This is a genomic window from Streptococcus sp. 5004, assembly GCF_013276755.1.
GTDB lineage: Bacteria > Bacillota > Bacilli > Lactobacillales > Streptococcaceae > Streptococcus.
On the sequence record NZ_VMLP01000007.1, the window covers coordinates 47,035 to 61,438 of the forward strand.

The 14,404-nt window shown below is 38.3% G+C and carries 10 protein-coding genes and 2 pseudogenes; 7 read left to right on the top strand and 5 right to left on the bottom strand.

Translation table 11 applies throughout. The features are described 5' to 3' along the window. Positions 1–4 precede the first annotated feature (4 nt). The 3 genes from HT685_RS02720 (at position 5) to HT685_RS02730 (ending at position 4,629) form a co-directional block, all read left to right on the top strand. On the top strand, positions 5–1,570 hold the full coding sequence (locus HT685_RS02720; RefSeq protein WP_173251340.1) for an extracellular solute-binding protein: 1,566 nt from the start codon (positions 5–7) through the stop codon (positions 1,568–1,570). A 204-nt stretch (positions 1,571–1,774) separates the two neighbouring features. After that, a complete protein-coding gene (locus HT685_RS02725; protein WP_173251338.1) occupies positions 1,775–2,419 on the top strand; it encodes a YesL family protein in 645 nt (214 codons plus the stop codon). Beyond that, positions 2,416–4,629 carry a TIM-barrel domain-containing protein gene (locus HT685_RS02730; RefSeq protein ID WP_173251336.1) on the top strand — a complete coding sequence of 738 codons (2,214 nt, stop codon included), beginning with the start codon at positions 2,416–2,418 and terminating at the stop codon, positions 4,627–4,629. The genes HT685_RS02725 and HT685_RS02730 overlap by 4 nt, the downstream gene beginning before the upstream one ends. A 222-nt stretch (positions 4,630–4,851) precedes the next feature. Here the strand turns inward: HT685_RS02730 and HT685_RS02735 are convergent. Then, positions 4,852–5,329, bottom strand: a pseudogene (locus tag HT685_RS02735) (glutathione peroxidase). A gap of 211 nt (positions 5,330–5,540) precedes the next feature. Between HT685_RS02735 and HT685_RS02740 the strand changes: the two are divergent. Continuing rightward, a pseudogene (locus HT685_RS02740) lies at positions 5,541–8,739 on the top strand (LPXTG-anchored hyaluronate lyase). 93 nt (positions 8,740–8,832) lie between these two features. Here the strand turns inward: HT685_RS02740 and HT685_RS02745 are convergent. The 4 genes from HT685_RS02745 to HT685_RS02760 are packed head-to-tail and all read right to left on the bottom strand — an operon-like array spanning position 8,833 to position 11,979. Further along, on the bottom strand, positions 8,833–9,462 hold the full coding sequence (locus HT685_RS02745) for a bifunctional 4-hydroxy-2-oxoglutarate aldolase/2-dehydro-3-deoxy-phosphogluconate aldolase (RefSeq protein WP_173226244.1): 630 nt from the start codon (positions 9,460–9,462) through the stop codon (positions 8,833–8,835). A 9-nt stretch (positions 9,463–9,471) separates the two neighbouring features. Then, a complete protein-coding gene (locus HT685_RS02750) occupies positions 9,472–10,473 on the bottom strand; it encodes a sugar kinase (protein ID WP_173226246.1) in 1,002 nt (333 codons plus the stop codon). Positions 10,474–10,503: 30 nt separating this feature from the next. Next, entirely contained in the window at positions 10,504–11,145 is a 642-nt protein-coding gene (locus tag HT685_RS02755) for an RpiB/LacA/LacB family sugar-phosphate isomerase (RefSeq protein ID WP_173226248.1), read from the bottom strand. Between the two features lie 18 nt (positions 11,146–11,163). Beyond that, a complete protein-coding gene (locus HT685_RS02760; protein WP_173278941.1) occupies positions 11,164–11,979 on the bottom strand; it encodes a gluconate 5-dehydrogenase in 816 nt (271 codons plus the stop codon). Positions 11,980–12,251: 272 nt separating this feature from the next. Between HT685_RS02760 and HT685_RS02765 the strand changes: the two genes are divergently transcribed. The 3 genes from HT685_RS02765 to HT685_RS02775 are packed head-to-tail and all read left to right on the top strand — an operon-like array spanning position 12,252 to position 14,390. Then, positions 12,252–12,686, top strand: a complete 435-nt coding sequence (locus HT685_RS02765; RefSeq protein WP_000706826.1) for a PTS sugar transporter subunit IIA — start codon at positions 12,252–12,254, stop codon at positions 12,684–12,686. Between the two features lie 11 nt (positions 12,687–12,697). Then, complete coding sequence (locus tag HT685_RS02770; protein WP_000592923.1) at positions 12,698–13,888, top strand: glycoside hydrolase family 88 protein; 1,191 nt, start codon at positions 12,698–12,700, stop codon at positions 13,886–13,888. 10 nt (positions 13,889–13,898) lie between these two features. Further along, positions 13,899–14,390, top strand: coding sequence for a PTS system mannose/fructose/N-acetylgalactosamine-transporter subunit IIB (locus HT685_RS02775; protein WP_000178619.1), 492 nt, complete (start codon positions 13,899–13,901; stop codon positions 14,388–14,390). Positions 14,391–14,404: the final 14 nt, after the last annotated feature.

Consider the following 14,404-nt stretch of genomic DNA (forward strand, 5'->3'; position numbering starts at 1 on the left):
AATCATGAAAAATAAATCATTTACATATTTGTTCTTAGGAACAGTTACACTTGCTGGCTTAACAGCCTGTGCAAATTCCAATAATGCGAATAAGGACGATAAGTCTGGAGAAGATTCTTATAAAATCACAACTGTTCGTTGGTCTGACTGGGGAGAAGATTATCATAAAGGTTTTCTAACAGATTCTGCCAAGGAAGCAGGTATCGATGTTAAATGGGATACACTTGTAGCCGCAGATTGGGCAGATAAGAAGTCTGTTTTGGTTGCTAGCGGAGATTTACCAGATGCATTTTTGGGTTCAAATGCATTTACAGATTCAGAAATTGCTCAGAACCAATCTCTATTTATCCCATTGGAAGATTTAATCAAGGAAAACATGCCTAATTTAACTAAGGCTATGGAGAAAGAACCTAAGATTAAAGCTATGATTACTTCACCAGATGGTCATATCTACAGCCTACCTAAAAAATTACCGATGCGCCCTACTGTAGCAAATCAGCTATTTATTAATAAAAAGTGGCTAGATAATCTAGGATTAAAAGTTCCAGAAACTTATGATGATTTAGTAAAAGTACTACAAGAATTTAAGGATAAAGATGCGAACGGAAATGGAGACGCTTCTGATGAAATTCCATTCGGAGCAGGAAACTTTGATCCAACATTTTCATATATTCTTCCGTTCAATAATCGTTTAGGTGCAGATAATACATATGAAATGTCTGTAAAAGATGGAAAACCAGTCTACCTTCGTACAGAGGAAAGTTATAAACAAGGGATTGCAGCAATGCATGAAGCTTATAAAAAAGGTTTGATTGATCCGGAAATCTTTACAGAAGATACCTCTATGAGTGTTGCGAAACGTATGGATAAGGGAGTATCTAGAGTAGGTGTTTCTAGTGGTTGGACAGCAGATGCAACGTTTGGATTACATTCAAGTGAGTATATTGCTCTACCTGCTTTAAAAGGTATGGATGGAAAACAATATGTCTTTTCTGATCCAGATCATTACAACTACGGTCGCAATGAAATTTTGATTACAAATAAGAGCAAAAACCCTGCTAAATTATTGAAATGGTTGGATAAATTATATACAGATGAAGCAAGTATTCAGAATTTCTATGGATCATTTGGAATAGCTACTGAAAAGAATGGTGATAAGTTTAAAGTGTTACCTCCTAAAGATGGTAAATCAGCTGATGAATGGGCATGGATTAATTCACTTCGAGATTTTGGTCCTAAATACGTAAGCGATGATATCAATAGTCGCGTAGAAATCGATCAAACACAAGGTGATGGATTGAAATTGAAGATGGACCAAGATTTGAAACAATTTGCGTTGCCAGCTTACCCTAATGTGATTTATTCACAAGAAGAACTCAACAAATTATCATCAATCTATGTGAGTATTGAATCTTATGTCAAACAACAAGCATCTAAATGGGTAGTTGAAGGCGGCATAGAAAAAGAATGGGACTCATACAAAGAAACTCTTAAGAATATGGGATTGGACGAATTTATGAAGATTCAACAGGAAGCATATAATCGTTACCAAAAAGAAGTAAAAGAGTAATACTTTATATGAACTCTTGGTTGTATAAACAAGGGACTAGCTAATTACAGGAAGCGAGACTGATAACATCAAATTATCTCGCTTCCTTTATTCTAATTTTTAAAGAAATTTGGAAATGTTTTTTAAATAATTTAGGTAATATTTTTGTGCAACTGACATTCTAAAATATAGAGTTAAGACGATTGATTTTATGGAGAATATATTATGCAAAAATTATTTTCATTAGATGGAAAAGTGGTTAGAATTTTAACTTTTTTGACAGATTTAATTATTTTAAATACTCTATTTATTGTTAGTTGTATTCCAATAGTTACAATTGGGGCATCATTAACTTCTCTTACGACAATGTGGTATCGTATTTTAAAAGGTAAAGATACCGATATTGCTTATCATTATTTTCGGATCTTTAGACAAAATTTTAAACAATCAACTTTTATTTGGTTGTTTATCCTCCTAATAGAATTACTTTTATATGTGAACTATTGTCTTTGGGGCTATTCAAGTTTATTTTCAGAGTATAGTTTATTGTTAGTGTTGCCCTTTTTATTTGTTATAATACTTTTGATGAGTGTTATTTTTCCCTATATTGGTCTATTTAAAGATAATCTAAAAAATAGTATTGTAAATAGCGTATTAATTTGTCTTTTAAATCCAATACAAGCTATCATGTTGGTTTTATTTAATATTTCTGTACTGTATATGAGTTTTAGTAGTCCAGAACGAGTTTTAACAGCTATTTACGTATTTACATTTGGGGGCTTTGCTTTTTGCGGATTGATGAATGTAACGATAACAAATAAAATGTTTGATAAGGTAAAGAAATTTACTAAAAGGAGGAAACCAAATTGAAAATTTTTAAGGGAGAGTTTTATCGAATCTCTGTATTAACAGACAAGTTAGTAAGGTTAGAATACTCTCAAACTGGAAGTTTTGAGGATAGAACGACACAACTTATCTATAATAGAGATTTTGGCCAAGTTTCGTTAGATTATATCGAGACATCAAACGTACTAGATATTATGACGGACTATTTTCATTTGCACTTTAATAAAGGAGAATTTAACGCCGAAAATTTATTTATAGAATTAAAAGGAAATTTTGCCGTATATGGTAGTCGCTGGTATTTTGGTGAATCTATTGAAACGTTAAAAGGAACAGCTCGGACTTTGGATAAGGCAGATGGAGCAATTTCGTTAGAAGATGGAATTATTAGCCGAAATGGTATAGCCTTATTGGATGATTCTCAAGGATTTATTTGGGATGAACAGTCTGGTTATATTGAGAGAGAAAATCAAATTGACCTGTATTTCTTTGCCTATGGGCATGATTATAGAGGAGCAATCAGAGACTTTTACCATTTGACTGGTTCAACACCCTTGTTGCCAAGATATGCTTTAGGCAATTGGTGGAGTAGGTATTGGCCTTATACGTCAGATGAATACTTGGATTTAATAGATAGATTTGAAACAGAGAAAATTCCATTATCTATCGGTGTGTTAGATATGGATTGGCATATAACTGAAATTCCAGCCCGTTTTGGAAGTGGCTGGACAGGATATAGTTGGAATAAAAACTTAATACCTAATCCAGAACAGTTATTGCAACAACTTCATGATAGAAAGTTAAAACTCTCTTTAAATGTCCATCCTGCTGATGGTATACGGGCTTATGAAGAAGCTTATCCTCGAGTTGCCAAACGATTAGGGTTAAATGTAGAATTAGAAGAACCTGCCATTTTTGATTTTTTTAATCCCTCTTTTAGGGAATCCTACTTTAAATATGTTCATTATGAGCTAGAAAAGCAGGGAGTAGATTTTTGGTGGATTGACTGGCAACAAGGGACACAAGGCATGTTGGATCCACTATGGCTTTTAAACCATTATCACTATCAGGATAGTTGTAAAAATGCAGAAGGTGGCTTGATTTTATCAAGATATGCAGGTCCGGGTAGTCACCGATACCCTGTTGGTTTTTCAGGAGATACCATTATTAGTTGGAATTCGTTAAGATTTCAACCTTATTTTACAGCGACAGCATCTAACATCGGTTATAGTTGGTGGAGTCATGATATCGGTGGACACATGCTGGGGGATTATGACGAGGAGCTACAAACTAGATGGCTACAGTTTGGCGTTTTTAGTCCGATTACTCGATTACATAGTTCTAGAAGTCCTTTTAATAGTAAAGAACCTTGGTTTTTTTCAGAAACAACATCTAAGATTATGAAGAAATACCTTCGTTTGAGACATCAGATGATTCCATATCTATATACCATGAATGTAAAGACACATGAAGAAGGTGCCCCATTAATCAGCCCAATGTATTATTTCTACCCAGAGAATGATGAGAGCTATAATGTTCCAAACCAATACTTTTTTGGAACAGAACTGATGGTGGCTCCCATTGTAGAAAAGATGGATTTGGCATTCCAATCTGCAAAAGTGGATGTATGGTTCCCTGAAGGTGAATGGTATGACTTCTTTTCAGAGAAAAAATATACAGGTGGTGTGAAGTTAAGTGTTTATAGAGACATTTCGACTATACCTGTGTTTGCAAAAAGTGGTGCAATCATTCCTTTGGTTGGTTCCGAGATAGATATGGGTGTTGATTTACCTGAAATTGTAGATTGGTATGTATTCCCAGGCAAACAACATTCTTTTGAAATGATTGAAGATCAAAATGGTCAAAGATATAAAACAAGATTATCAATCGATTGGGAAATGGGAATGCTAGAGTTAGCATTACAAGGAGATTCTAGTATCGTTCCAAGCAATAGAAAACATAGAATTCATTTTAAAGGAACGAATGTGTCTATAATTGAATTGCCAAATAAGAATGATACAGCTAGATTTGAATGTAAAGATAATAAAATACCATCTCTGAATGATGAAGTTTTTAGACTACTAAAGACAGCTTCTCTTCCATATGAATTAAAAGATAGATTGTTAAATCAATTCATCAATGCGAAAAATTCTCATGAGTTAATGAATATCTTGCATCATCAGGATAAGGAATTGAGAGGGCGTTTGTTGGAAATGATATTTACTAGCGAAAACTAATTGAGATAATTAGAAAGTCATTTGTTTAGTGTATATGAAGCTTCGGTATGGTATTTGTTATCATTGGTCACATTGAAAATGTGAAATAAGCACCTACAACATAGACTTTACAACACTTCATGTTTCATATCATGGGGTGTTTTTCTATTTAAGTCAAAGCCCATCAAAAAATCCCACTATTCATTAGGCTAAAGGAAACCTAATCATAGTGAGATTGTGAAATTATAGTAGGGTTCGTATGGCCTCTTCAATTTGTTTGGGGTCTGTTTTGGAAGAGAAGCGTTCAACGACCTGTTCCATCACGACCAATGAGAAACTTAGCGAAATTCCATTCAATTCGTTTTCCCAGTGGGCCAGATTTCTGGTCTTTTAACCAGACATAGAGAGGATCTGCCTCCTTACCGTTGACCTTGATTTTGGCAAAACGTGGGAAGGTGGTCTGATAATGTAGGCTACAGAAGGTGTTGATTTCCTCTGCGCTACCTGGTGCTTGTCCCATAAACTGATTGCAAGGGAAGTCTAAAATCTCAAAACCTTGTTCTTGATAGTGATCATAGAGTTCTTGAAGTTCTTGGTACTGGGGCGTTAAACCACATCCAGTAGCAGTGTTGACAACCAAGAGAATCTTACCACGATAGCTTTCCAAGGGAGTTGATTGGTTGTTTTGGCCTAAAACGGAAAAATCATAAAGTGAAGTCATGAGGGCCTCTTTTCTTTTTCTACATTGTAACAGTTTTTACTTTTTTCGTCGAGTCGGATGGAAGATGTTGTTGAAAAATAGGTCCTTGATACAATAGAAACCGTTTACGAACAGCTTAAAAAAATGGTGTGGTTTAATTAAGCCGGGTTACTTAGTTGCTATAAATCTCTAATTTGAGATTTAGTTCCTATTGATTTATTGGAGTGTATACATGCAAACAAAAACAAAGAAACTCATTGTGAGTTTGTCTTCACTTGTTTTATCAGGATTTTTATTACATCATTATCTGACAGTTGGAGCGAAAGAAACGACTACGAATACCATTCAGAAAAGCCAGAAGTTCAGTATCAGCAAAGGGATACAAAAATTTAGTTGAAAATGGTGATTTTGGTCAGACGGAGGACGGAAGCAGTCCGTGGACAGGAAGCAAAGCTCAGGGGTGGTCAGCTTGGGCAGACCAGAAGAATAGTTCTGCAGATACCTCAACTCGAGTTATTGAGGCTAAGGATGGGGCTATCACTATCTCAAGCCATGAGAAATTAAGGGCAGTGGTTCACCGTATGGTTCCTATTGAAGCTAAGAAAAAGTATAAACTGCGTTTCAAGATTAAAACAGATAATAAAGTCGGGATTGCTAAGGTTCGTATCATTTAGGAAAGTGGTAAGGACAAGCAATTGTGGAATTTTGGAACGACGTCAGGAACAAAGGACTGGAAGACCATTGAAGCAGACTATAGCCCGACTTTAGATGTTGATAAAATCAAGCTGGAGTTATTCTATGAAACGGGAACTGGGACTATTTCTTTTAAGGATATTGAGCTGGTAGAGGTAGCAGACCAGCCTTCTGAGGATTCTCAAACAGATAAACAGCTCGAGGAAAAGATTGATTTACCAATTGGGAAAAAACATGTCTTTGCTCTTGCAGACTATACTTATAAGGTAGAAAATCCTGATTTTGCTTCAGTCAAAAATGGAATTTTAGAACCTCTTAAGGAAGGGACAATCAATGTCATTGTCAGTAAAAATGGCAAGGAGGTGAAAAAGATTCCTTTGAAGATTCTAGCCTCTGTTAAGGATGCATACACAGCCCGTTTGGATGACTGGAATGGTATCATCGCTGGGAATAAATACTATGATTCTAAAAATGAACAGATGGCCAAATTAAACCAGGAACTGGAAGGAAAGGTGGCTGATAGCCTATCCAGTATTTCAAGTCAGGCGGGCCGCACCTATTTGTGGGAAAAATTTTCAAATTATAAAACGTCTGCGAATCTAACTGCCACTTATCGGAAATTGGAGGAGATGACCAAGCAAGTGACCAATCCTTCTTTTCGTTATTATCAGGATGAAACCGTTATTCGAACAGTTAGGGATTCCATGGAATGGATGCATAAACATGTCTACAATAGTGAAAAAAGCATTGTTGGGAGTTGGCGGGATTATGAAATCAGTATACCTCGTGCCATCAACAATACCTTGTCTCTGATGAAAGAATACTTCTCTGATGAGGAAATTAAAAAGTATAGAGATGTGATTGAAAAATTTGCGCCAGATCCCGAATATTTCCGAAAGACGACTGATAACCCATTTAAGTCCCTAGGTGGAAACTTAGTGGATATGGGAAGGGTAAAAGTAATAGCTGGTTTACTGCGCAAGGATGACCAAGAAATTTCTTCTACCATTCGTTCGATTGAGCAAGTGTTCAAGTTGGTAGACCAAGGTGAAGGTTTTTATCAAGATGGATTCTATATTGACCACACCAATGTTGCCTATACAGGTGCTTATGGGGATCTCTTGATTGCTGGCCTGTCTCAACTGTTGCCAGTCATTCAAAAGACCAAGAGCCCAATCAATAAAGATAAAATGCAAACTATGTACCACTGGATTGATAAATCGTTTGCCCCTTTGCTGGTGAATGGAGAGTTGATGGATATGAGTCGTGGACGCTCGATCAGTCGTGCAAATTGCGAGGGGCACGTGGCCGTAGTAGAAGTGCTAAGAGGGATTCACCGGATAGCGGATATGTCTGAAGGAGAAACCAAACAACGTTTGCAGAGTCTTGTGAAGACCATTGTTCAATCGGATAGTTATTATGATGTCTTTAAGAATTTGAAGACTTATAAGGATATCAGTTTGATGCAATCTTTGTTAAACGATGCTGGAGTCGCAAGTGTTCCAAGAATCAGTTACCTATCTGCCTTTAATAAGATGGGTAAAACAGCCATGTACAATGCAGAGAAAGGGTTTGGATTTGGCTTGTCACTCTTTTCCAGTCGTACCTTGAATTACGAACACATGAACAAGGAAAACAAACGTGGTTGGTATACGAGTGATGGGATGTTCTATCTTTACAATGGCGATTTGAGTCACTATAGCGATGGCTATTGGCCAACAGTTAATCCATATAAGATGCCTGGTACGACAGAAACAGATGCTAAGAGATCGGATAGTGATACAGGTAAAGTTCTACCGTCTGCTTTCGTTGGAACGAGCAAACTAGATGAGGCCAATGTGACAGCAACCATGGATTTCACTAACTGGAATCAAACACTGACTGCTCATAAGAGCTGGTTTATACTGAAGGATAAGATCGCCTTTTTAGGAAGCAATATCCAAAACACTTCAACAGATACTGCTGCAACTACAATTGACCAGAGAAAACTGGAATCAAGTGTTCCATATAAAGTCTATGTCAATGATAAAGAAGCCTCCCTCACGGAACAAGAAAAGGATTATCCTGAAACCCAAAGTGTCTTCTTAGAATCGTCCGATTCGAAAAAGAATATTGGTTACTTTTTCTTTAAGAAGAGTTCAATCAGTATGAGTAAGACTGTCCAAAAGGGATCTTGGAAGGATATCAATGAAGGACAGTCAGACAAGGAAGTTGAAAATGAATTTCTTACGATTAGTCAGGCTCATAAGTAAAATGGGGATTCTTATGACTATATGCTCATCCCTAACGTGGATTGTGCCATCTTCAATCAAATGGTAAAAGAGTTAGAAAGTAGTCTCATCGATAACAATGAGACCCTTCAGTCTGTTTATGATGCCAAACAAGGAGTTTGGGGCATTGTGAAATATGATGATTCTGTTTCTACTATTTCCAACCAATTCCAAGTCTTGAAACGTGGGGTCTATACCATTCGAAAAGAAGGGTATGACTATAAGGTTGCCTACTACAATCCTGAAACCCAGGAATCAGCTCCAGATCAGGAAGTCTTTAAAAAGTTAGAACAAGTAGCTCAACCACAAACTCAGGATTCAAAAGAAAAGGAAAAATCTGAAGAAGAAAAGAACCATTCGGATCAAAAGAATCTCCCTCAGACAGGAGAAGGTCAGTCAATCTTGGCAAGTCTAGGGCTCTTGCTACTTGGGGCGGCTTATCTATTCCGTAGAGGAAAGAATAACTGATTTGTTCATCATCTAAGATGAATCACATGAAACTGTGGAAAATAGAAAAAATCCGAAGAAGGTCAAACATCTTCGGATTTTTTTCACTTCATTTTATCTGAGTGTAACATACTGTTGGGCAATCTCGCTAATGCGGTCAAAGTCGCCTTGGGAAGCGAGTTTATTGAGTTCGCCACCAATTCCAACGGCGTCTGCACCAGCAGCGAACCATTGAGGAATGTTGTTTAGGCCGACTCCTCCGGTTACCATTACGGAAACTTGTGGGATCGGTGCCTTGACTGCAGAGATATATGCTGGACTGAGAGCACTACCTGGGAAGAGTTTAATGATTTCACTACCAGCTTCAAGTGCAGTCGTTATCTCTGTGAGAGTAATACAGCCTGGAATGTACGGTGTGCTGTAGAGATTGCACATTTTTGCAGTTTCAGCATAGAAAGATGGAGAAACAACGTAATTTGCTCCGGCTAGAATAGCATCTCTAGCAGTTACGGCATCAATCACAGTACCTGCACCGATACAAACACTTTGATCGTCCTGATACAAGTCTACAAGTTCCTTGATGATTTGCCCTGCATACTGATTGGTATAGGCGATTTCAATAGCTTTGATACCTCCCTTGATACAAGCAATTGAGGCTTGCAGTCCTTCTTCCTTTGTATTTCCTCGAATAACAGCGACAATTTTTTGTTTTTTTAGTTCAATAATCGTATCTGATTTGGTCATGTAATTCTCCTAACGAATGATATCTTGTGCATTTGCCAGTAATTTTTCAATACTAGTTTCGGAAGTGGAGAGATGGTCTCCTGGAAGAGTACATTTGAGAGTTGCGCTCGCAACTGCAAAGTCAATGGTAGTTTTTAAGGAGGAATGATGGAGTAGTTGATAAAGGGCACCAGATATAAAGGCATCCCCGCTACCAACTCGTTGATAGACTGCAGTTTTTAGTTGGACAGACTCTTCAAATCGTTCTCCCAGAGCATAGGCCTGATAGACATTTTTGTCTTGTTCATCACTAGAGCGGAGGGTATGGAAAATGGCCTTGAAACCATAGGCTTCTTTTAATTGTCGCATGCGATTTTCCACCTCTTTTAGGCTGGCTCTGTCTCTTGGGAACATCTCTAGATTTTGGTCATCAATCATGAGAGGATCAATACCAAAGCAATAGTCAGCGAAACGTGCAAACTTAGAAAATTCATACTTGGCTTCTAGGACTGAAATCATCTTTGTTCTCAGATTGAGATCCATTGAAACGATAATCCCTCGGCGCTTGGCTTCTTCCAAGAGTAGGAGAAGGAGCGTACGAATCTCTTGACCGATAGCTACAGTGATTCCACTAAAATGAAAATGGCCAATCCCCTGAAAGAGAGAATCCATATCTAGCATGTTTGGCCGAATCTGGCTGATACTCGTATGCTTACGATCGTAGAAAACTTCACTTTGACGACAACCAAAGCCGTTCTCCAAAAAGTAGAGGCCGATTCGATCGCCAAGCCGACAGATTGAACTGGTATCGATTTGGTGCTGTTTCAAGAATGTGAGAAAACGATCTCCAATCTCGTTGGCAGGGAGTGCGGTAAAGACTTTCGTTGAGATACCCAGGGCTTGCAAATTACAAGCGATGTTAATTTCTGATCCGCCAAAATAAGTCGAACTGGCAACATGATCGCCGATACTGGTGGCATCTAATGGTGAGATTCGAATTAATGGTTCGCCAAACAGTAATATTTTCGTCATCCATTAGTTCCTTTCTGGTTTAGAATAGCTTTACTTGGCTGATACTTCTTTCAAATAAGCAGCGACTTCATCATCTTGGCAGTTTTCAAAGAAGTATTCTTGGAAGTATTTGCCAGAGATGGTGTCTTTGAGAAAGTCTTGGTCGATTGTTTTAAGGATGGTCATCAAATTATTGTGGGTGATTTGTTTCACCTCGTTTAAGATACGAGCGTTGCGTTGTTCAGGGACTACACGTTCTCTTGGGTAGCCACCGCCCATTTCTTCAGCAAATAAGCGTTCAAACATTAATTTGAGGGTCAGTTCTGCCCCCCAGCCAAATCCTTTGGCATAAGGGATAGACAAGGCGTTACCACCATTGATTTGAGAATAAAGGTAAGCGTCAGTTGGGTCCACTGCTAGACCACAGACAACACCAGGGAAGCTGTTTAAAGCAAGCATAGCTCCTACACCCGTACCACAGCCGGTAACAACAAAGTCGACTGCTTTTGTATTTAAAAGGATGGCAGCCATTAGGCCGTTTTGTACGTATGTTAATGGGGTTTCACCTTCTTCTCCACGCATACCATAGTTAAATAATTGGTAGCCTTTTTTATTTGTCGCTTCTTTTAGACTATCATAAATAATGTGATTCTTACTAGCTTGACTATTTTCATTGATTAATGCGATTTTCATAAGATCCTCTTTCTATTTTTACTCAGGTTGTTTTCCGATGTAGGCTAAGATACCGCCATCTACATATAGGATGTGGCCATTGACAAAGTCGCTAGCGTCACTAGCGAGAAAGACAGCAGGGCCCATTAAATCTTCAGGATTTCCCCAACGTGCAGCAGGTGTTTTTGAAATGATGAACTGGTCGAATGGATGACGAGAACCATCTTCTTGCAACTCACGAAGAGGTGCTGTTTGAGGAGTGGCAATATAACCCGGTCCGATTCCGTTACATTGGATATTGGCTCCACCGTATTCAGACGCAATGTTGCGGGTCAACATTTTCAAGCCGCCTTTAGCGGCAGCATAAGCGCTAACCGTTTCACGTCCCAGTTCGCTCATCATCGAGCAAATATTGATAATCTTTCCATGCCCTTTCTTTATCATAGAAGGAATGACTGCTTTTGAAACGATAAATGGTGCGTTTAAGTCAATATCGATGACCTTACGGAAATCAGCGGCGCTCATTTCGCACATTGGAACGCGGCGGATAATACCAGCGTTATTAACGAGGATGTCAATGACACCAACCTCTTGTTCGATTTGCTTGACCATGGCTTGGATACCGTCCTCGTCTGTCACGTCACAGACATACCCATGGGCTTCGATGTCAACTTCACGATAAGCTTCAATCCCTTTATTGACCAGGTCTTGATTGATATCATTAAAGACAATAGTAGCGCCGACCTCAGCGTAGGATTTGGCAATAGCAAATCCAATTCCATAAGAAGCGCCGGTGATGAGAGCAATTTTTCCTTTTAAAGAAAACTGCTCAATTGAGAATGATGTATTTGTCATTTGATACTTCCTTTCAAATTTGTTAAGACTTCTCTATAACCAAATTATATTCTAGTAAACCGGTTTTGTCAATAATTAAATATTTTTATTTCTGAAAATCTTTGTTTTCCTAAAAAAACGGAAGATTTTGAAGTTTCTGTCTATTGTAATGGTTAAATAAGCAATGAAAGCGCTAATATTTTTTTTGAAAAAACTATTGACAAGATAAAAATAAAGGTCTACAATGTAAAATATAGAGTAAACCGGTAAACTCAAAAAAGAAAGGAGAAAAGATGAAAATTGTACTTGTAGGGCATGGACATTTTGCCACAGGGATTTATAGTTCTTTACAATTGATTGCAGGCAATCAAGAAAATGTGGAGGCGATTGACTTTGTGGAAGGAATGTCAGCAGATGAACTCAAGCAAAAAATCTTACTTGCAATTTCAAATGAAGAAGAAGTTTTAATCCTAAGTGATCTCTTGGGAGGATCGCCATTCAAGGTTTCTTCTACCATAATGGGAGAAAATCCAGCCAAAACAATGAATGTTCTCTCGGGTTTGAACTTAGCTATGTTAATGGAAGCAGTCTTTGCTAGAATGGCTCATAGCTTTGATGAGGTTGTTAATAAATCAGTAGTGGCGGCTCAGGGCGGAGTCGTAAATGGTAAAGAATTGTTTTCAACGGATGCAGAGGAAGAGGAAGAAGATTTCGAATCGGGTATTTAAAGGGTAAAAGAATGATAAAAAAGGTTACGATTGAAGAAATAAAATCGCCTGAGCGCTTCTTAGAAGTACCACTTCTGACGAAAGAAGAAGTCGGCCAGGCAATCGATAAGGTTATTCGGCAGTTAGAACTCAACCTTGACTATTTCAAGGAAGATTTCCCGACGCCAGCTACCTTTGATAATGTCTATCCAATCATGGATAATACGGAATGGACCAATGGTTTCTGGACAGGAGAACTGTGGTTGGCTTATGAATACAGTCAACAGGATGAATTTAAAAACATCGCTCATAAAAATGTTCTTTCTTTCCTGGATCGTGTCAATAAGAGAGTAGAATTGGATCACCATGATCTCGGCTTCTTGTACACACCGTCTTGTATGGCTGAATATAAGATAAATGGAGATGGAGAGGCCAGAGAGGCAGCCTTGAAAGCTGCAGATAAGTTGATTGAACGCTATCAAGAAAAAGGTGGTTTTATTCAAGCTTGGGGAGACTTGGGCAAGAAAGAGCATTACCGTTTGATTATCGACTGCTTGCTCAACATCCAACTCTTATTCTTTGCTTATCAAGAAACAGGCGATCAAAAATACTACGATATTGCAGAAAGCCATTTCTATGTTTCAGCTAATAATGTAATCCGTGATGACGCTTCGTCCTTCCACACCTTCTACTTTGATCCTGAGACAGGTCAACCCCTTAAAGGTGTAACGAGACAAGGGTATAGTGATGATTCATGCTGGGCACGTGGTCAATCATGGGGAGTCTATGGTATTCCTTTGACTTATCGTCACCTGAAAGACGAGTCCTGCTTTGACTTGTTTAAGGGTGTAACCAATTATTTCTTGAATCGTCTGCCAAAAGATCATGTTTCTTATTGGGATTTGATTTTTAATGATGGTAGTGATCAATCACGAGATTCTTCAGCAACAGCTATCGCTGTCTGTGGGATTCATGAAATGCTAAAACATCTCCCAGAGGTGGATGCTGACAAAGATATTTATAAACATGCTATGCATGCCATGCTTCGTTCTTTGATCGAACATTATGCAAATGATCAATTTACCCCTGGTGGGACAAGTCTCCTCCACGGTGTGTACTCATGGCATTCAGGTAAAGGAGTGGACGAAGGCAATATCTGGGGTGACTACTATTACCTAGAAGCCCTTATCCGTTTCTACAAGGATTGGAACCTATATTGGTAGGAGGAGAAATATGACAATGCCAAATATTATTATGACCCGTATCGATGAACGGTTGATTCATGGACAAGGACAACTTTGGGTAAAATACCTAGGTTGTAATACGGTCATTGTTGCCAATGATGAAGTAAGCACGGACAAGATGCAACAAACTCTGATGAAAACAGTTGTGCCAGACTCAGTTGCCATGCGTTTCTTCCCTTTGCAAAAGGTGATTGATATCATTCACAAGGCCAATCCTGCTCAAACGATCTTTATCGTTGTAAAGGATGTAAAGGACGCTTTAACCTTGGTAGAAGGTGGTGTCCCTATCAAAGAAATCAATATTGGGAACATTCACAATGCCCCTGGTAAAGAGCAAGTGACACGCTCCATCTTCCTGGGTGAAGAGGACAAGGCAGCCCTCAAGGAATTGAACCAAACTTATCAAGTAACATTTAATACGAAAACAACTCCAACAGGAAATGATGGAGCTGTTGAAGTCAACATTATGGACTATATTTAAAAGAGGAGATCGTT